Source organism: Stutzerimonas nosocomialis, from assembly GCF_005876855.1.
In the GTDB taxonomy this organism is placed as follows: domain Bacteria; phylum Pseudomonadota; class Gammaproteobacteria; order Pseudomonadales; family Pseudomonadaceae; genus Stutzerimonas; species Stutzerimonas nosocomialis.
On the sequence record NZ_QLAE01000004.1, the window covers coordinates 1 to 19,046 of the forward strand.

The following is a 19,046-nucleotide window of genomic DNA, read 5'->3' on the forward strand; positions in this document are numbered from 1 at the left end:
GAACCATCGATTATTTCATCTCATAAAGAACGTTCTTTATTTCTCAAGAGCCCTGAAAGTGAAGATATTAGTCACCGGTTGCAACGGTCAGGTAGGACGCAATCTAGTCGAACAAGGCACCGAGTATGGGTGGAGCATTATCGGCATGTCTAAAGCCGAGCTTGATGTTGGCAACGGCCAGTCTGTCTTGGAGAAGATCGAGCTACTGAAGCCAGACCTTATCGTCAATGCCGCCGCGTTTACCGGCGTCGACGCTGCTGAGACGAGTGTGGAAGCTGCCTATCGAGTTAACCGAGACGGTGCAGGAAACTTGGCGCGACACGCTGACAGCCACGGTATTCCAATTTTCCATCTTTCCACCGACTACGTTTTCGACGGGAAGCACAGCCGCCCTTATGTGGAGCACGACAAAACAGCCCCCCTCAGCGTCTATGGTGCGAGTAAACGTGATGGAGAGGCTCAGGTGCAGCAGGTGGAGAAGCACCTGATCTTAAGGACCAGCTGGGTCTATGGGGCATATGGAAGCAACTTCCTGAACACGATGCTGCGTCTGACAGGCGAAAAGGAGCTGCGTATCGTCGATGACCAGGTAGGGTGCCCAACCAGTAGCGAGCGTATCGCTTCGGTCCTGCTTGAACTCGCTCAGCGTTATCAATCAGACGGAAAGCTGCCATGGGGGCTCTATCACTTCAGCGGTCAGTCACATTGCTCCTGGTTCGAGTTTGCTCAAGCCATATTCGATCATGTATCCAGAGCAGGAATTATTGGACGCTCTCCGCGATTGACGCCTATCACAACAGAAGAATATCCAACGCCAGCCAAGCGCCCTGCCTGGTCCGTGCTGGACTGTCGCCTTTTTGAGAGCACATTTGGGATATCGCCGACGCCTTGGCGTGCCGATCTTCAGGCGACTCTCCAATCGTTAAAAGCGGATTCTGATCGGCTGCACATCTCATCGGTTCGCTGTTAACGGCAATCGCTATCGAGAGGCACGGGCGCCAAGCATCACCTGCCGTAAGCCGCTGTCGATGTTGAGCAGCGGCTCGTCGACGGCGCCGCCGTCCTTGCGTTACAACCTCCGCGAATACTAGGGCGCGACTCGACTCTTCTTCGTACTTTATACGCGCGGCCTGAGCCGCTCCCTTCGTCGGAATTTGACCGGCGCTGAACGGTCGCCCGAACACGCCAGTAACTCGTTCGCGCTCAAATTTTCCGAGCCTTGAAAAATGCCGGGAACGTTCCCGACCGACGGAAATGGGCTGCAGGCCACGCCCGTCGCGGGCTTTTTTTCACCTGCGACAATAAAGCGCTCAGTGGTTCAACAAACACTGAAACTTTTTTTTACACCGTCACGTCCGAGCCATAGGAGCTCAGGGGAAGCCGGCCAAGGTGGCCGAAACCCGAGCGAGCAGCCACTGATGGACCGAGGATGTCGCAACGCCGACTAGGATGGATCGTCGGTCGCGTGACGCCAGGACTGAATGGATGACTCGCCCCGCCAAACGGCGGCCTGAGCAGCAATGCACGAACGCTGAGCAGGGAATAGGGAAGATGCTTTTCAATTCGGTGGAATTCATCGCCGGCTTTCTTCCGGTGGTGCTGATTGGATTCTTCGTGCTGACCGGATCGGGCCGACAGCGGCTCGCGGTGATCTGGCTGACCGTCGTCTCGTTGGTGTTCTACGGCTGGTGGAACCCGGTCTACGTACCGCTGCTGGTCGGCAGCATGCTGGTCAACTATCTGCTCGGTGGCTACCTGCGCCGGCACCCCTCACGTCTGGTGCTCGGGCTGGCGGTCGCAGCCAACGTGTTGCTGCTGGTCTACTACAAATACACCGGCTTCCTGCTCGGCACGCTGGATGCGGCGCTGGATCTAGGTTGGCGGGTGGAAGACATCATCCTGCCGCTGGCGATCTCCTTCTTCACCTTCCAGCAGATCGCCTACCTGGTCGATGCTCATGACGGCGTGGTGGAAGAACACGACCTCGCCAACTACTGCCTGTTCATCAGTTTCTTTCCGCAGCTGATCGCCGGACCGATCACCCACCACGGTGAAATGCTTGCGCAGTTCAACGACCGCGACAGCTTCCGCGCGCGCATCGACAACCTGTCGCTGGGCGCCACGGTGTTCCTGCTCGGTCTGTTCAAGAAGGTGGTGATCGCCGACACCCTCGCGCTGAAAGCCACGCCGGTCTTCAGCCTGGCCGCCGACGGCACCATCCCGGCGTTCTACGATGCCTGGACCGGCGCGCTGACCTACACGCTGCAGATCTATTTCGACTTCTCCGGCTACAGCGACATGGCCATCGGGCTGGCGCTGCTATTCGGCATCAGCCTACCGGCCAACTTCAACAGCCCGTTCAAGGCGCGCAACGTCATCGACTACTGGTCGCGCTGGCACATGACACTGACGCGTTTTCTCACCGCCTACATCTACAACCCCATCGTGCTGCGCGTGACCCGCGCGCGCATGGCGGCCGGCAAGCCGCAGCCGCGGCGGGGCAAGATGACCGCCGGCACTTTCTTTGCGCTGGTCGCCTACCCCACCGTCTTCACCATGTTCATCTCCGGAATCTGGCACGGCGCCGGCTGGCACTTCGTCGCCTTCGGCCTGCTGCACGGTTTCTACCTGGTGGTCGCCCACGGCTGGCGTGCCTGGAAGGCGCGTCAGGGCTGGAAGCTGGACAGCGACATCTGGTGGCACAAGGCTGCGGCCGTCGCGCTGACCTTTGGCTGCGTGGTCGTGGCGATGGTGTTCTTCCGCGCCAGCGACGTGCCGACCGCCATGGCGGTCCTCGCCGGCATGCTCGGCCTGAGCCCGACCAGCACGGCGATGGATCGCTCCGACTTCGTCTATATCGCCGCGTTGCTGGTCTTCGTCTGGGGCATGCCCAACGTGCAGCAGTGGATGGGCCATTTCCGCACCGCGCTCAACTTCCAGCCCCAGCCGCACTGGACCGAACGGCTGCTGCCGGTCAGCGCCTGGCGGCCGACGGCGATCCACGGCATGGCAGTAGGCGTGCTCGGTTTCTTCGCCCTGGCGATCGCCTTCTCCATGGCACCGACGGAGTTCCTCTACTTCCAGTTCTGACCACGACAAGGAGTCTCAGGTATGCAACAGCTCTCCTGGCTGCCGACACACCCGGACCTATCCGGTGCCATCGGCCAAGCCAAACGCATCGAAGATCCGCTGCAGCGGCTGCATGAAGCCGTCAAGCTGGCCGCTCATCAACGGGATTTCACCCTGACCGCACGACTGGACAAGCTGGCTGCCGCCGGCATCGAGCAGCACGCCGCGGCGGCACGCCTGACTCCACTGCGGGTGGCACTGCTGTCCTCACATACGGTCGATCACCTGCTGCCGGCCATCCGCGTGGCTGGGCTGCAGCGGCGCCTGGCGCTGTCGCTGCATGTTGCGCCCTACGGCATGTATCGCCAGGCGCTGCTGGCCGATGACCCGGCGCTGAACGCCTTCGCCCCGCAACTGGTGCTGCTGGCGCTGGACGCCCATGACGCGCCGCTGCAACTGCCCCTGCAGGCAAGCCAGGCGGAGGTGGATGCCGCCGTGGCGGAGCGCGTCGAGGAGCTGCGCTTGCTCTGGCGCAGCGCCCGCGAGCGATATGCCGCGCAGGTGGTGCAGCAAACCCTGGTGCCAGCGGCGCCGCCATTGTTCGGTTCTTACGAAGCACTGGTGCCGGCTTCGCCGCGGGCAGTCATTGAACGGTTGAATGGCGCCATCCGAGCCGCTGCCCGAGAGGAAGGCGTGCTGCTGCTCGATCTGGCCTGGCAGTCGGCTGCCTATGGCGACGGCCTGGCCGAGCCGGTGCGCTGGCACCAGGCCAAGCAGCTGATCAGCCCGACCCTGGCACCGCTATATGGCGAGCACTTTGCGCGTATCGCAGCGGCCACTGCCGGGCTGTCGCGCAAATGCCTGGTGCTGGATCTGGACAACACCCTATGGGGCGGTGTGATCGGTGATGACGGCATCGACGGTATCCAGCTCGGCCAGGGCAGCCCCAGCGGCGAGGCGTTTCTCGCCTTTCAGCGTTATGCCGCGCAATTGGCGCGCCGCGGGGTGATCCTTGCGGTGTGCAGCAAGAACGACCTGCACGTTGCCGAAGCAGCCTTTGAACATACCGAGATGGCCCTCAAGCGCAGCGATATCGCGGCCTTCGTCGCCAACTGGGAAGACAAGGCCGGCAACCTGCGGCGCATCGCGAGCATGCTCGACATCGGTCTGGATAGCTTGGTGTTCGTCGACGACAACCCCGCCGAGCGCGACATCGTGCGCCGCGAGCTGCCGGAAGTCGCCGTACCGGAACTGCCCGAGGATGTCGCCGACTACCCCGCGCGCATCGCCGCGGCGGGCTATTTCGAGGCCGTATCCTTTACCTCGGACGACGCCGAACGTGGCCGCAGCTATGCGCTGAATGCCGAACGCAAGGCCGCGCTGAACCAGGCCACGGACATGGACGGCTACCTGCGCGGGCTGCAGATGGTGCTGCGCGTCAGCCGCATCGGCACCGCCGAGCTGGCCCGCGCCACCCAGCTGATCAACAAGACCAATCAGTTCAACCTCACCACCCGCCGCTATACCGAAGCCGAAGTCGAGCGCATGGCCAGCGATCCGCAAACTATCGCGTTGGCCCTGCGGCTGGAGGACAAGTTCGGCGATAACGGCCTGATCAGCGTGGTGCTGGCGCGACCGGATACAGCTATCGAGGCTGACGAACTGCTGATCGACAGCTGGCTGATGAGCTGCCGCGTGCTGGGGCGTGAAGTCGAGATGGCCGTGCTGGAGGTGCTGGCCGATGCGGCAGCGGCCACCGGCTGGGGCGCACTGGTCGGCGAATACCGCCCCACCGAACGCAACGGCATGGTTGCCGAACACTATCCGCGGCTGGGCTTCGAGCAGCGCCCCGCCCCTGCCAACGCCGCTACCGATGCAAGTTTCTGGCGCTACGAGCTGGCCTCGCGCGCTCCCATCAACCATCACATCCAGGTGCAAGCATGAACGAAAGGAAATTCTCCAGGCGCTGAGCCAGGTCTTCCACGACGTGTTCGACGATGACGATATCGTCCTCACCTCCGAAACCACCGCCGACGACATCGATGGCTGGGACAGCCAGACCCATGTGCTGCTGATCGTGGCCGCAGAGCAACGCTTCGGCATCAAGTTCCGCACCGCAGAACTGGAATCGCTGAAGAACGTTGGCCACTTCGCGCAACTGATCCAGACCAAACTCGGAGGGCGTTGAGTCATGGCCAGATCCGTCGATACATGCCCGGACGGCGTTGCCGCCGGAGCCGAAGCAGACCAGCGGCGGATACGTGCCGGCTACCTGCTGGGAATGTTCGCCGGGCTGTTCGGGATGCTCGGCGGCTTTGCCGCCCTGCTCGCCTGGCTCAATCACACCGACAACCTGCCGCCACCGGCCTTCTCCAACAGCCTGTGTGTGGACGAAAAGCTACACTTTCTGCGGCACAACCCCATCGCCGATCCGAACCTGCTGATCGTTGGTTCCTCGGTCGCCTGGCGCCATGTCGATGGTGACGTGCTGATCGAGCAGACGCCAGGCTTGCGTCCGCTCAACGGTGCGTTCTGCGGCCTGCACGCCAACCAGTCGACCTATGTCGCCAACTGGCTGCTGGATCGTGAACCGAGCGTCCGCCAAGTGGTGATGATCGTCGATCCGCTGGACTTCGCCGGCTGCTGGAAAGTGCCGGATGCGGTGTTCGACCGCACTCACGCCGACCAGTACGTCTATCAGCAGGCCTCGCGCTGGGGCTACTACATGCGCTACTTCTCGCCGCGTTCGCTGCTGCGCAACGCGCAGACGGTCAAGGCGCAACGGGCCAACGAGATCGAATGGGACCCGCTGGTATTCACCCGCCATGGCGACGGGCCGCTGGAGCCGCAGGGTGATCGCGGCCTGTTCTACGACAAACCGGACGCGCTGGATGACAGCTGCTTTGTCGCCCTGGGCGAACTGTCGAAACGCCTGAAGAACGAGCAACGCCAGCTGCTGGTGGTTTCCACGCCCCTGCACCCGCAGTGGAAAGCCAAGATCGATGCCGACGGCAGCTTCCTCACCCGTTTCGACGCCAAGCTGAACGCCGCCATCGCCGGGCATGACGGGGCTCAGTATTGGAACGCCGATCGCGAATGGGTCGCTCCACCAGCGGCCTTCGTAGATGCCATCCACCTGCGCTGGTCAGCCGTGCAGGGCTTTTCCGTGGCGCTGGCCGAGCAACTGCGAGCGTGGGATCAGGCCAGACTCCAGAATTCCGTGCTCGCCGGCAACGATGCCTACGGCGAGCCATGATTCTCGGTAATGCTGGATAAGCGAGACCCTATACATGAGGTTCGGCCTTGCCCACCGAGTCGCATCATCATGCGCTCTATGGTATGGTCTGCCGCCTTATTCAGCTCTGACTGTTGAAAATCACTGACAGAATGAACGTTTTGACAATCTCTATCTGGCTGCCTACGCCGCCATAGCGCAACGCCCCCTCCCTTGAATCAGCCTACTGATAGCTGATTCGTCTTGCTGCGCCTGCAGCAATCCGACCATTCGAAAGAATCGTCACTCGATACCTACAACTCGACTCGACACACTCGGCACGCCACTGCGGCACGGTGCCGTTGCGTCCATTGCCTTGGATTTACTGATGCTGCAAACAATCAAGCAAAACTGGCTGACCAATATACGTGGCGACATTCTCGCCGGCCTCGTCGTGGCACTGGCTCTGATCCCGGAGGCCATCGCCTTTTCGATCATCGCCGGAGTTGATCCTAAGGTTGGCCTCTACGCCTCTTTCTGCATCGCTGTGGTTATCGCTTTCGTAGGGGGGCGCCCGGGTATGATTTCGGCCGCCACAGGCGCTATGGCCCTGCTGATGGTCACACTGGTGAAGAACCACGGCCTCGAATATCTCCTTGCTGCCACCTTGCTGTGTGGCGTGCTGCAGATCTTTGCTGGCTACCTGAAACTCGGCTCGCTGATGCGATTCGTCTCACGCTCAGTGGTTACAGGCTTCGTCAATGCTCTGGCAATCCTGATCTTCATGGCGCAGCTGCCCGAACTGACGAACGTCACCTGGCACGTCTATGCAATGACAGCCGCAGGCCTAGGGATCATCTATCTCTTTCCGTATCTCCCGAAGATTGGAAAGCTCATCCCATCGCCCCTGGTATGCATCATCGTGCTGACGGCTGTTGCCATTGCAGTTGGATTGGATATTCGGACTGTAGGTGATATGGGGCAATTGCCCGATACGCTGCCAGTCTTTCTCTGGCCAGACGTGCCGCTGACGTTCGAGACGCTGGTAATCATCTTCCCGTACTCGGCAGCCCTGGCCGTCGTTGGACTACTAGAGTCGATGATGACCGCGACCATTGTGGACGACTTGACCGACACACCCAGCAATAAGAACCGTGAGTGCAAGGGTCAAGGTGTGGCTAACATCGCGTCCGGTCTGATCGGCGGTATGGCTGGTTGCGCGATGATTGGTCAGTCCATCATCAATGTTAAGTCCGGTGGACGTACTCGCCTTTCCTCCTTGGCTGCGGGCGTTTTCCTTTTGCTGATGGTGGTCTTCCTCGGTGATTGGCTGAAGCAAATTCCAATGGCCGCGCTCGTGGCAGTGATGATCATGGTCTCGATCGGTACCTTCAGCTGGGACTCGTTACGCAATCTGAAGAAACACCCATTGTCGACCAACATTGTCATGGTCGTAACCGTGGTGGTCGTGGTCGCAACCCACAACCTGGCCTACGGCGTACTCGCCGGCGTATTGCTAGCCGCGATGTTCTTCGCCAACAAGGTTGGCCATTACATGGATATCGCTTCGTCTTTGGACGAGGCAGGTGAACATCGAAGCTATACCGTCATCGGGCAGGTGTTCTTCAGCTCCGCTGACAAGTTCATCGCTGCATTCGATTTCAAGGAAGCAGTAGACAAGGTAACCATTGATCTGAGCCGTGCTCACTTCTGGGATATCACCGCAGTTGCCGCGCTGGACAAGGTAGTCATCAAGTTCCGCCGTGAGGGGACCGAGGTTGAGGTGCTGGGACTCAACGAAGCGAGCGCCACTATCGTTGACCGCTTTGGCGTGCACGATAAGCCGGACGCCATTGATCAACTAATGGGCCACTAAAAGGAGAACAACAATGACCAATGTAATCGCCTGCATCGACGGTTCCGCTTCGGCTCCAGCGGTTTGCGACTATGCAGCCTGGGCCAGTCGGAGTTTGCAAGCTCCGCTGACCTTTCTGCACGTATTAGATCAACAACAATATCCGGTTGCAGCGAACCTGAGCGGCAATATCGGACTCGGCAGCCGCGAGCATCTCCTCGATGAACTTGCCTCTCTGGATGAACAGCGCAGCAAATTGGCGCTTGAACAAGGGCGAATCATGCTAGCGAACGCCAAAGAGCGCGCGATTGGAAACGGTGTTACCTCACCGGAATCCAAGCAGCGCCACGGCGAGTTGTTGGAAAGCCTCCAGGCATTGGAAGACGAGATACGGTTGCTGGTCATCGGCCGTCAGGGCGAATCCAGCGGTAGTCTGAGTCAGCACGTCGGAAGCCAGCTGGAAAGCGTGATTCGAATCATGCATCGGCCAGTTCTCGTTACTCCGACAGCATTCAAGGAGCCCAAAAGCGCGTTGGTGGCCTTCGATGGCAGCGCTACCACGCGAAAAGGCGTGGAGATGCTGGCGTCCAGCCCTCTGTTCAGGGGGCTGCCAGTCCACATTGTTATGGTCGGATCGGAAAACGAAGAATCGGTATCGCAGCTTGGCTGGGCACAAAAAGCCCTGCTCGACTCAGGGTTCACCGTTCATACCGCGATCCGTAGCGGTGAAGTTGAGCCCACCCTGCATGCCTATCAGAACGAGCATGCCATCGACCTACTTGTGATGGGCGCCTACGGTCATTCCCGTATTCGCCAGTTCCTGGTCGGTAGCACCACAACAAGTATGTTGCGTTCCACCACAAGTCCGCTGCTCCTGCTGCGCTGATTGGTTATGGATAAACCGCTGGATCTCGCCTATTTCAAAGCGCTGCTGGATCGAAAGGCGGCCGAGCTGGAGCGCCTGTTGGAAGGTGCCGAAGCACGGTCGCAATCGGTGGAGCTTGATCAGAGCAAAGTAGGTCGTATTTCGAGAATGGATGCACTCCAACAGCAAGCGATGAACGATGCCATCCGCAGCCGCACGAAGCAGGAACGGGTGCGGCTGCAACTGGCGCTAAAACGCTGGCATGAGGGTGAGTATGGCTGGTGCGCTCAGTGCGGTGAGCCTATTGCTCCGGGCCGCCTGGAGTTCGACCCGGCTGCATCCCTATGTATTAGTTGTGCCAGTCTCGGTGAGTCAGGTTGAAATCTCCGATTCGTCACTCCCATTAATTGAGAATTTGAATGTCGATAGGCAAGAAAAAAGGATCCACTAAAACGCGAAGAACCCACGTCTGGCTGTGGGTGGTGCTGTTCCTAGTAATTTTCGCCATATTTCAAATCCGTACCAAGCATCTTGATGACCGGTTGTATTTTTGGGTAAAGACCTACTGGCACACCGACGACTGGAATGAGAGCTCAGTATGGCTGCCGGCTTATCAGGTCGAGCTGGATGCTAAGCCGGTTCCTGGTGTAGAGAACAACCTTTCCGGACTGACCTTCGACCCTGACCAGAATCTGTTGTGGGCAGTTACCAACGGACCTAATGAACTGCTGACTCTAAGTCGCGAAGGCGATTTGCTGAGACGCTACAGCCTGGACGGGTTCCATGATGTAGAGGCGGTGTCCTACGTTGGTAACGGCCAGCTGGCAATCGCTGAGGAGCGTCGTCAGAGTCTGGTCATCGTGGATGTGCCCTTGGAAGATAATGGCGAGCTTTCTTCAAATCGCTCGATAAGCCGCGAGAAGTATCCAGCTCTCACCTTGGCGCTGGGCAACCAGGACAACAAAAGTCTTGAGGGGCTTGCGTACGATCTGAAACGAGACCGTTTATTTCTCACGCGGGAGCGTGACCCCCGCCAGCTGCTGGAGGTGAGCGGACTACGTGCAAGTCTTGAAGGCGGCCTTTCCCTTCATGTGCGCGACATGTCGGACTTGGTAAATAGCAAGATTTTCGCGACTGACTTATCTTCGGTCGTGTTCGATCAACGAAGCGGTCATCTACTCCTACTCAGCGACGAGTCGAAGCTGCTGATTGAAATGACGGATGTGGGGAAAGTCGTGAGTTTTCGCTCCTTGGCCACCGGTTTTGCTGGGTTGCAGAAAGGTATTCCCCAGGCAGAGGGTGTAACGACCGACACGGACGGCTATTTATACATCGTCAGCGAACCAAATCTGTTTTACCGATTCACACGGGCGCAAGATTGACTTATAGGAGTAACTCCTCATCGCTGGGCGTTTCTCAACGCTCTTACAAGCTGACAGATTCTATGATTTACAATGGAAGGCAAATCTACCGTTTGGTGGGATTTGATCTGACCTTCGCTTTGGCCGATATCATCCATTGCAAAAACTCGTATCAGCCACTCGCCTAGTTGCACCGCACCACCCACAACTGATCCAGCTTGGTCGTGAAACTTTGGCTCATCATCTCCCGTCGCGTGCTCCAGTCCGGCGCGGTGGTTACGCGGCCGGGCCGGAGGGTGTTGCGGCCCCACTTGGCGTTGATTGCATCGAGCACGCCCATAACCCGCTCCGACGCAGCGGACTGGGTTTGAGCGAATAGATCGTCGGTGTACTCGCCACGCTGGCACAGATCCATTAGCAGGACCTCGGCCTTGCTGAACGAAAAGCCCTCGCGATAGATGTGCTCCAAACCGGCGATCGCCGCCCGGGTGATGTATCGGGTGTCGTCGGTGGGATACGGCAGCTCACACACCACGCCTTTTGCGAACTTGGGCTCGTCGGGATTGAACATGCCGGTACGGATGCTGATTCGGACACGCTTGCACAGTGACTGCTGTGCCCTCAGCTTCTCGCTGGCCCGGGCGGCGTACGCCGCCACTGCCTCCTTGATCGGCTCCAGCTCGCGCAAGCGCTTGCCGAACATCCGCGAGCAGCAGATTTCTTGTTTGGGTGACGCGACCCCGGACTGATTCTCCAGCTTGCCTTTGACCTGGAGCAGCTTCGAACCCATTAAGGCTGGCCTGTATCGCTCCGCAAGGTCTCGCCACACCACTACGTGGACCATGCCGAACTCTTATGTCTGGGAGAATTTCCAGGTGGCAGCCAATGGAAATGGTGGATTACCCAGCCGCCAGGCGCTGCCCGCTTTTTGGCGTAGATTCGACTTATCACTAGCGTCCGCTATTGGCCGGTTAGCGACGGCCTGGCTTCGACCGTCGCTATGCATGGTCAAACCTCGGTCTGTTCCGCCATCTCTAGGGCATCATCGACCTCAATCCCCAGATATCGAACGGTGCTCTCCAGCTTCGTATGGCCGAGCAACAGTTGAACTGCCCGCAAGTTCTTCGTCCTGCGATAGATCAGCGATGCCTTCGTACGTCTCATTGTGTGAGTGCCATACAGAGCTGGATCAAGGCCAATGGCTTTCACCCAACCTTTGACGATACGAGCGTATTGACGAGTGGATAGATGGTCTGAGATATGCAGCCGGCTCGGAAAAAGGCAATCCTCGCTGCGGAGCTGGGCTTGATGTATCCAGGCCGCGAGAGCAGACCGTGTTTGCTCAGTGATCTCGAACTGCACCGGCCGCTGCGTTTTCTGCTGCATAACCATGGCTCGTGATGACACGTGCTCACCATGAGCAACGTCGCGCACACGAAGTTTGGTTAAGTCGCAGGCTCGAAGCTTGCTGTCGATGGCCAGATCGAAGAGAGCCAGATCCCGTGTTTTTTCCGCAATTTGCAGCCTGACTCGGATGGCCCAGATATCTCTAAGTCGGAGCGGGGTTTTCTGCCCGACCAGTTTTCCTTTGTTCCAGGGCTGACGGCTGCAGGTAGCGATGGCGTTCATGGCAAGTCCTCCACGTGTGGGAGGACAAGGATGGCTAGCCAGAGCAGTGGTCGCTAACCGGCCAGGAGCAGCCATTGCCTTGGTTTCTTTACAGCTCGGCGGTGCTCTTTGAGACCTGAAATGAATGGTTACATGCGCACATTCGAATTAACGCATATTGTAACTTTTCTGAAATGATCTCCCTAGTAGATTGGTGGCTCCCACCACTCAATAGGTAGCGCCATGAAGAACCTCACCCTCTCAGCACTGCTCCTCTCTTCTCTGTTCACCGGCTCCGTTATGGCCAGCGAATTCGATAAGCCTGGTTTTGTTACCGAGGTTGAGGATGGTCGTCTCTGGGTTTTCCGCGAAGACTCTCAGGAACTGAAGGACTTCAAAGCCACTGGCGAGCCAGCCAAGCAGATCACCGATATCGGTTCCGGCCCGAATGGCATGACGGTCAAAGCGGCTGACGAGAAAACCCTCAAGGATTACCTTGAGGTCATCAAGAAGTAAGCGCTTTCAAGCAGAAGGCCCGCAGAATGCGGGCCTTTTCATTGGTGCAGATTACTTGCTGAGAGCGAGTAAACGCTCAACCCCAACCGGCTCCTCCGCCATGAGCGGGATGACCGCATAGCGTTGCGCGTGCTCGGTCGCGACATGCTCAATATCCTTCAGCTCATTGACCGCCCGCTTATGTAATAGCGGTGATTCTGTACTTGCGGCTGCCACGCTATTGTTGATCACCCATGCCCAAGGCTCAATGCCGGCACGACGCAGATCAGCTTGCAGGCTCGCGGCCTCCAGCACGGGAGTGGTTTCAGCCAGGGTCACCAGCAGCACTTTGGTTTGCTTAGGATCCTGGAGTTGCATCATCGGCGTGGAAAAACGCATGTTGCTGCCCGACATCTGCCGAGCAATGTCGCGGTGATAAGCCCCGGTGGCATCCAGTAACAGCAAGGTATGGCCGGTCGGGGCCGTATCCATCACCACGAACTTTTTGCCGGCTTCACGGATGATTCGCGAGAAGGCCTGGAATACAGCGATCTCCTCGGTACAGGGTGAACGCAGATCCTCGGCCAGCAGCGCCCGAGCCTGCTCATCCAGGCCCGCGCCCTTGGTTTGCATGACGTGATCACGATAGCGCTGTGTCTCGGCATGCGGGTCAATGCGGCTCAGCGTCAGGTGCTCAAGCGTGCCATCCAGTGTCTCGGCAAGGTGCGCGGCAGGATCAGAAGTAGTCAGGTGCACGGGCAGCCCACGTCGAGCCAATTCGACGGCAACCGCTGCGGCCAAAGTCGTTTTACCGACACCACCTTTGCCCATCACCATGATCAGGCCATGACCATCGGCGGCGATCTCGTCGATCAGGGACTTGAGTCGTGGAGCGTTCAATTCAATCGGCGCACTGGCCGGTGCCTGCGTGCTGTCAGCAGAACCCTCAACCAAAAGTTGTCGCAGGGCATCCAATCCCACCAGGTTGAATGCTTTCAACGGCAACAGGTCGAGCGGCAGTGTTCGCAGCGCTGGCGGCATGGCAGCGACTGCGGCCTGTTCACGTTTATAGACGGCGGCGGCCAGTACATCCTTCTGCGCCTCACTCGCCGGCAGCACGCCGTTGATCACCAGGTACTGCTCTTGCAGCCCGATGGCTGCCAACTCCTCGCGTGTGCGGGCAGCCTCGCGCAGGGTGGCGGCCTGCGCCCTGGCAACCAGAACCAGACGGGTCTTGGCTGGATCAGAGAGTGCCTCTACCGCCTCGCGATACTGATCACGTTGTTTGTCCAAACCGGCCAGCGGGCCAAGACACGATGCATCACCTTGCCCCGCCTCCAGAAATCCACTCCAGGCACCCGGCAGTTGCAGCAGTCGAATCGTGTGCCCGGTCGGGGCGGTATCGAAAATGATGTGATCGAAGCGGGCCTTCAGTTCATCGTTGACCAGCAGTGACGTGAATTCGTCGAAGGCTGCGATCTCGGTCGTGCAGGCTCCCGATAATTGCTCCTCCATGCCTTTGACCACATCAGCAGGCATGACACCCCTCGCCGGGCCCACAATCCGATCCCGATAGGCTTGAGCTGCGCCCTGTGGGTCGATCTCCAGGGCCGCCAGGTTTTCCACGGCGGGTACAGCGGTGATCTGATTGCCGATCTCCAGACCGAATACCTGCCCGACATTGGAGGCCGGATCGGTACTGACCAGCAGCACGCGCTTGCCCTGACGGGTCAGTTCCAGGGCTGTCGCGCAGGCAATGGAGGTCTTTCCGACCCCGCCCTTACCGGTGAAGAACAGGAAGCGTGGTGCATTGTCGATAAAGCGCATGCTGACCCCCTAGCGATTGTTGAGGCTGCTCTCGTACCAGTTGCGTGTGCTGTTGACCATGCGTACCAGCCATAGCATCACGGGCACTTCGATCAGTACGCCGACCACGGTTGCCAGGGCGGCACCCGAGTTGAATCCGTACAAGACAATGGCCACGGCTACGGCCAGCTCGAAGAAGTTGGAGGCGCCGATCATGGTGGCCGGGCCCGCTATGTCGTGGCGCACTTTCAGTGTATGGCAGAGCCAGTAACCCAGTGCCGCGATGAACAGTGTCTGCACCAACAGAGGAATCGCGATGATGCCGATGATCAGGGGTTGCTCGACGATGGACTCACCCTGGAAGGAGAACAACAGAACCAGAGTGGCCAGCAGAGCGATGATGGAAAATGGCGAAATCTTCGCCAGCACATTCTCGAAATAGGCTTCGCCGCGCTTCATCAGTCGGGCCCGCAGAAACTGGGCGATGGCCAGCGGGATGACGATGTACATCACCACGGAAAGCAGCAGGGTGTCCCAAGGCACCGGGATCGAAGAAACGCCCAGCAACAGCGCCACGATAGGCGCAAAGGCAAACACCATGACCAGATCGTTCAGTGCCACCTGGGTCAGAGTGAAGTTGGCATTACCCTTACACAGGTTGCTCCAGACAAACACCATCGCCGTGCAGGGCGCCGCACCGAGCAGGATCAAGCCGGCCATGTAGCTATCCAGCTCTTCGGCGGGCAGCCAGGGCGCAAACACCTGCTTGATAAAGAACCAGCCAATCAGCGCCATGGAAAACGGCTTGACCGCCCAGTTAACGAACAGCGTGACGAACATGCCGTTCTTCTGCTGGCGCACTTCGCTAATGGCGCTGAAGTCGATCTTCATCAGCATCGGAATGATCATCACCCAGATCAGCAGGCCAACCGGGATATTGACCTTCGCCACCTCCAGGGCGCCGACGGCCTGAGCCGCTTGCGGCACAACCAAGCCAAGCACGGTGCCTACCACGATGCACAGGAACACCCACAGGGTCAGGTAGCGCTCAAAAACTCCCAGTGGAGCCCCAGAGGCCTGCTTCATTGCGACTTCACACGCATTTGTCATCTTTGCTGCCTATCCTCATTCACTTGGCGCGCAACGCGCCGCATATTCAGTTTACTGCATATTCGAAAAATAATATATTTGCTCATGTGCATCTTTGATAGGGATCAACATGAGCCAGAAAAAGCGCGTCCTGTTCCTCTGCGTCGCGAACTCCTCACGCTCGCAGATGGCCGAAGCCCTGCTGCGCCACACCGACTCAGAACATTTTGAAGTCTACAGCGCAGGCTCCGCCCCCACTGAAGTCGACACCCGAGCCCGCAACGCATTGGAGCAGCTTGGTGTCCCCACTGATGGGCTTTACAGCAAGTCCATCGAACAGGTCGCTGGCGAGCCTTTCGACTATGTGATCACCCTGTGTGACAAGTCCGCCCTGGAGTGCCAGGCACTGCCAGGGGCCGGTGAGTACATCGCCTGGAACTTCGAAGACCCGGCGACCAGCTCGCAGAAAGATGCCTATCGCAAGACCCTGCATGAGATACATGAACGGATAAAGATGTTCGTGCTGATCAAAAGTAAACCGGCGAATGAAGCTTCCACCCTGCATGCCATGTCGCCAACCGAGGTCTTCAAATGCCTGGCCGAGGAAACGCGGGCGCGAATCGCCTTGCTGGTGACCTTGGAACAGGAACTCTGTGTCTGCGAACTGACCTCGGCACTGGAAGAGGCGCAACCCAAGATCTCCCGGCACCTAGCCCTGCTGCGTGGCTGTGGCCTGCTGGAGGATCGACGCAATGGTCAGTGGGTGTACTACCGCCTGCACCCGCAGTTGCCGGAATGGGTGACCGATATCCTCAAACAGACCCTGGACAACAATGCCGAGTGGTTGCGCCAGGATGTGCAACGCCTCTGGCAAATGCGTGATCGCCCTGGGCGCAAGCCGGCCTGCGATTGAATACCAGGCATTGGGGATGACCATGAACGTTTTATTTCTCTGCACCGCCAATAGCTGCCGCAGCATCCTGTCGGAGGCTATCTTCAATGCGATGGCTCCCAAGGGCATGCGGGCCTTTAGCGCAGGCAGCTACCCCAAGGGGGAGGTCAATCCGCTGGCTTTGCAGGCACTGATTGATGCTGGATTCGATGTTGAAGGCCTTTACAGCAAATCAACCGATGCCCATCAGGCTCTCGCCCCTGACATCGTCATTACCGTCTGCGACAAGGCAGCCGGAGAGGCCTGCCCGGTTTTCTTTGGCCCGGCGACTCGTTGTCACTGGGGACTGAGTGACCCATCCGAAGTTAACGGATCTGAGGCAGAAATAAACGCCGCGTTTGCAGCCACCATCCAGCAGATCCAGAAGCGAGTGAGCGCATTTATCGCGCTGCCCTTTGCTCAACTCGACAGTGATGCGCTCAAGGCCGAGCTGAACAGGATCGGCTCGTTGTAGCCCAAGAGGTAAGAACCCATGATCGACAACCTGCCCAACGTCGCCGAGGAGCTTTTTGCCCGCTCTATCCCGACAAACCTGGGCCTCGCCGAAGGCGAGCACAAGCCGCGCATTCTGCTGCTGTATGGCTCCAATCGTGAGCGCTCCTACAGCCGTCTGCTGACCCAGGAAGCGGCGCGCTTGCTGGAAGCCTTCGGCGCGGAAACCCGAATATTCGATCCTTCCGGCCTGCCCATGCCGGACGATGCCGACAGCAGCCATCCCAAGGTCAAGGAACTCATCGACCTGGTGCTCTGGTCTGAAGGTCAGGTGTGGTGTTCACCCGAGCGCCATGGCGCCATGACCGGCGTATTCAAGTCGCAGATCGACTGGATACCGCTGACCATGGGTGCCATCCGCCCCAGTCAGGGCAAGACCCTGGCCGTGATGCAGGTCTGTGGCGGCTCGCAATCCTTCAATGCGGTTAACCAAATGCGTGTGCTGGGGCGCTGGATGCGCATGTTCACCATCCCCAACCAGTCTTCAGTGCCCAAGGCCTACCTCGAATTCGACGAGGCCGGGCGCATGAAACCTTCCAGCTATTACGACCGCGTAGTGGACGTCATGGAGGAACTGGTCAAGTTCACCCTGCTGCTGCGCGGCCACAGCGACTATTTGGTCGACCGTTACTCGGAACGTAAAGAGTCCGCTGAAGAACTCTCCAAGCGCGTCAACCAGCGCGCCATCTGACTGCCAGGAAACCCTCTCAATGAATCACCCCTACGACCTGCTCAGCATTCCCGGCATCCAAGGCAAACTCATCTTCACGCCCTGTCCCGGCACCAAAGACAGCAGCCTTGTCGACTCGCTGGCCACGCTGAAACAGGCCGGTGCCTCTGCCGTGATCAGCCTGATGCCGGCAAGCGAACTGGCCTCCAACGGGGCCGAGGACATCGGCAAGCAATGCCAGGCGCAGGACATGGCCTGGTTCCACCTGCCGGTGGCGGATGAGCAAGTACCGCTCGAAGATTTCGGCCAGGGCTGGAAAGCCTGCAAACAGAGCATCCTTGAGCGGCTCAATGCGGGCCAGGACATCGCCATCCACTGCAAGGGCGGCTCGGGACGCACCGGGCTGATTGCGGCGCGGATCATGATCGAGGCCGGCATTCCCCGCGCCGATGCCATTGCCCTGGTGCAAGCCCTGCGTCCCAAGGCTATTCAACACCCTGCCCACATCAACTGGATCACCCAGTTCGATGCTGCCCACTAACTCCAGTAGATGAGTCGAAAAACATGGCTATCAAAATTGGTATCAACGGTTTCGGTCGCATCGGTCGTTTGGCGCTGCGCGCCTCCTGGGACTGGCCCGAGTTCGAATTTGTCCGCATCAATGATCCGGCAGGCGATGCCGCCACCCATGCGCACCTGATCAACTTCGACTCGGTGCACGGTCGCTGGCACCACGAAGCCGGCAGCGAAGGCGATTGCGTGGTGATCGGCGGCAAGCGCATCCAGGTCACCGCCAACAAGGCGATTGCCGACACCGACTGGTCGGACTGCGATCTGGTGATCGAGGCCAGCGGCAAGATGAAGACCGTGGCGGTATTGCAGGCTTACCTGGATCAGGGCGTGAAGCGGGTCGTGGTCTGCGCGCCCGTGAAGGAGAAAGGCGCACTGAACGTGGTGATGGGTGTCAACCAGCAGCTGTTCAATTCAGCCGAGCACCGCATCGTCACCGCTGCCTCCTGTACCACCAATTGCCTGGCTCCGGTGGTCAAGGTGATTCACGAGAACCTCGGCATCCGCCATGGCTCGATCACTACCATTCATGACCTGACCAACACCCAGAGCATCCTCGACACCCCGCACAAGGATCTGCGCCGTGCACGCGCTAGCGGCATGAGCCTGATCCCGACCAGCACCGGTTCGGCCACCGCCATCGCCGAGATTTTCCCCGAGCTGCGCGGCAAGCTGAACGGCCATGCCGTGCGCGTGCCGCTGGCCAACGCCTCGCTGACCGACTGCGTGTTCGAAGTCGAACGGGCCACCACGGTGGAGGAAGTCAACCAACTGCTGAAGGCTGCTGCCGACAGCCAGCTGAAAGGCATCCTCGGCTACGAGGAACGCCCGCTGGTCTCCATCGATTACCGCACCGACCCGCGCTCCTCGATCATCGATGCGCTGTCGACCATGGTCGTTAATGGCACTCAGGTGAAGCTCTATGCCTGGTACGACAACGAGTGGGGCTATGCCAACCGCACCGTGGAGCTGGCCAAGCTGGTCGGCCTGGCCGTTTAAC

Annotated in this window: 18 protein-coding genes and 1 pseudogene; 15 read left to right on the forward strand and 4 right to left on the reverse strand. The window is 59.1% G+C overall.

Features of this window, described 5'->3' with window-relative positions:
- The first annotated feature begins 58 nt into the window (after positions 1-58).
- From rfbD to DN824_RS03170, 9 genes are all read left to right on the forward strand, one after another.
- Positions 59-970 carry a dTDP-4-dehydrorhamnose reductase gene (gene rfbD, locus DN824_RS03130; RefSeq protein ID WP_017244580.1) on the forward strand — a complete coding sequence of 304 codons (912 nt, stop codon included), beginning with the start codon at positions 59-61 and terminating at the stop codon, positions 968-970.
- A 581-nt stretch (positions 971-1,551) separates the two neighbouring features.
- Positions 1,552-3,090, forward strand: coding sequence for an MBOAT family O-acyltransferase (locus DN824_RS03135; RefSeq protein WP_037041077.1), 1,539 nt, complete (start codon positions 1,552-1,554; stop codon positions 3,088-3,090).
- Positions 3,091-3,111: 21 nt separating this feature from the next.
- Entirely contained in the window at positions 3,112-5,013 is a 1,902-nt protein-coding gene (locus DN824_RS03140; protein WP_138406950.1) for an HAD-IIIC family phosphatase, read from the forward strand.
- On the forward strand, positions 4,991-5,257 hold the full coding sequence (locus DN824_RS03145) for an acyl carrier protein (protein WP_138407059.1): 267 nt from the start codon (positions 4,991-4,993) through the stop codon (positions 5,255-5,257). The genes DN824_RS03140 and DN824_RS03145 overlap by 23 nt, the downstream gene beginning before the upstream one ends.
- 3 nt (positions 5,258-5,260) lie before the next feature.
- Complete coding sequence (locus DN824_RS03150) at positions 5,261-6,325, forward strand: hypothetical protein (RefSeq protein ID WP_014597084.1); 1,065 nt, start codon at positions 5,261-5,263, stop codon at positions 6,323-6,325.
- Positions 6,326-6,671: 346 nt separating this feature from the next.
- Positions 6,672-8,159, forward strand: a complete 1,488-nt coding sequence (locus DN824_RS03155; protein ID WP_008567161.1) for a SulP family inorganic anion transporter — start codon at positions 6,672-6,674, stop codon at positions 8,157-8,159.
- 13 nt (positions 8,160-8,172) lie between these two features.
- A complete protein-coding gene (locus tag DN824_RS03160) occupies positions 8,173-9,024 on the forward strand; it encodes a universal stress protein (protein WP_014597085.1) in 852 nt (283 codons plus the stop codon).
- Between the two features lie 6 nt (positions 9,025-9,030).
- On the forward strand, positions 9,031-9,384 hold the full coding sequence (locus DN824_RS03165; RefSeq protein WP_014597086.1) for a TraR/DksA family transcriptional regulator: 354 nt from the start codon (positions 9,031-9,033) through the stop codon (positions 9,382-9,384).
- 38 nt (positions 9,385-9,422) lie between these two features.
- On the forward strand, positions 9,423-10,385 hold the full coding sequence (locus DN824_RS03170; protein WP_037041051.1) for an SdiA-regulated domain-containing protein: 963 nt from the start codon (positions 9,423-9,425) through the stop codon (positions 10,383-10,385).
- A 163-nt stretch (positions 10,386-10,548) separates the two neighbouring features.
- Here the strand turns inward: DN824_RS03170 and DN824_RS03175 are convergent.
- Together DN824_RS03175 and DN824_RS03180 are read right to left on the reverse strand one after the other, a co-directional pair.
- Positions 10,549-11,103: pseudogene (locus DN824_RS03175) on the reverse strand (DinB/UmuC family translesion DNA polymerase); the annotation flags it as partial.
- A gap of 269 nt (positions 11,104-11,372) precedes the next feature.
- The gene (locus DN824_RS03180; protein ID WP_037042836.1) at positions 11,373-11,993 is read right to left on the reverse strand and encodes a tyrosine-type recombinase/integrase; all 621 of its coding nucleotides are present in this window, start codon (positions 11,991-11,993) and stop codon (positions 11,373-11,375) included.
- Positions 11,994-12,215: 222 nt separating this feature from the next.
- Between DN824_RS03180 and DN824_RS03185 the strand changes: the two genes are divergently transcribed.
- Positions 12,216-12,488, forward strand: a complete 273-nt coding sequence (locus DN824_RS03185) for a hypothetical protein (protein WP_138406951.1) — start codon at positions 12,216-12,218, stop codon at positions 12,486-12,488.
- A 51-nt stretch (positions 12,489-12,539) separates the two neighbouring features.
- Here DN824_RS03185 and arsA read toward each other — a convergent pair whose 3' ends face one another.
- Positions 12,540-14,294 (reverse strand): arsenical pump-driving ATPase, encoded by a 1,755-nt coding sequence (gene arsA, locus DN824_RS03190; RefSeq protein WP_138406952.1) that lies wholly within the window; start codon positions 14,292-14,294, stop codon positions 12,540-12,542.
- 9 nt (positions 14,295-14,303) lie between these two features.
- Positions 14,304-15,383 carry an ACR3 family arsenite efflux transporter gene (gene arsB, locus DN824_RS03195; protein ID WP_174236466.1) on the reverse strand — a complete coding sequence of 360 codons (1,080 nt, stop codon included), beginning with the start codon at positions 15,381-15,383 and terminating at the stop codon, positions 14,304-14,306.
- A gap of 109 nt (positions 15,384-15,492) precedes the next feature.
- Between arsB and DN824_RS03200 the strand changes: the two genes are divergently transcribed.
- The 5 genes from DN824_RS03200 to DN824_RS03220 are packed head-to-tail and all read left to right on the forward strand — an operon-like array spanning position 15,493 to position 19,045.
- On the forward strand, positions 15,493-16,275 hold the full coding sequence (locus tag DN824_RS03200) for a metalloregulator ArsR/SmtB family transcription factor (RefSeq protein ID WP_028238019.1): 783 nt from the start codon (positions 15,493-15,495) through the stop codon (positions 16,273-16,275).
- Between the two features lie 22 nt (positions 16,276-16,297).
- The gene (locus DN824_RS03205; RefSeq protein ID WP_138407060.1) at positions 16,298-16,768 is read left to right on the forward strand and encodes an arsenate reductase ArsC; all 471 of its coding nucleotides are present in this window, start codon (positions 16,298-16,300) and stop codon (positions 16,766-16,768) included.
- Between the two features lie 18 nt (positions 16,769-16,786).
- Positions 16,787-17,497 (forward strand): arsenical resistance protein ArsH, encoded by a 711-nt coding sequence (arsH, locus tag DN824_RS03210; RefSeq protein ID WP_003118379.1) that lies wholly within the window; start codon positions 16,787-16,789, stop codon positions 17,495-17,497.
- Positions 17,498-17,516: 19 nt separating this feature from the next.
- On the forward strand, positions 17,517-18,017 hold the full coding sequence (locus DN824_RS03215) for a cyclin-dependent kinase inhibitor 3 family protein (RefSeq protein WP_084341529.1): 501 nt from the start codon (positions 17,517-17,519) through the stop codon (positions 18,015-18,017).
- Positions 18,018-18,040: 23 nt separating this feature from the next.
- Positions 18,041-19,045, forward strand: coding sequence for an ArsJ-associated glyceraldehyde-3-phosphate dehydrogenase (locus tag DN824_RS03220; RefSeq protein WP_138406954.1), 1,005 nt, complete (start codon positions 18,041-18,043; stop codon positions 19,043-19,045).
- Position 19,046: the final 1 nt, after the last annotated feature.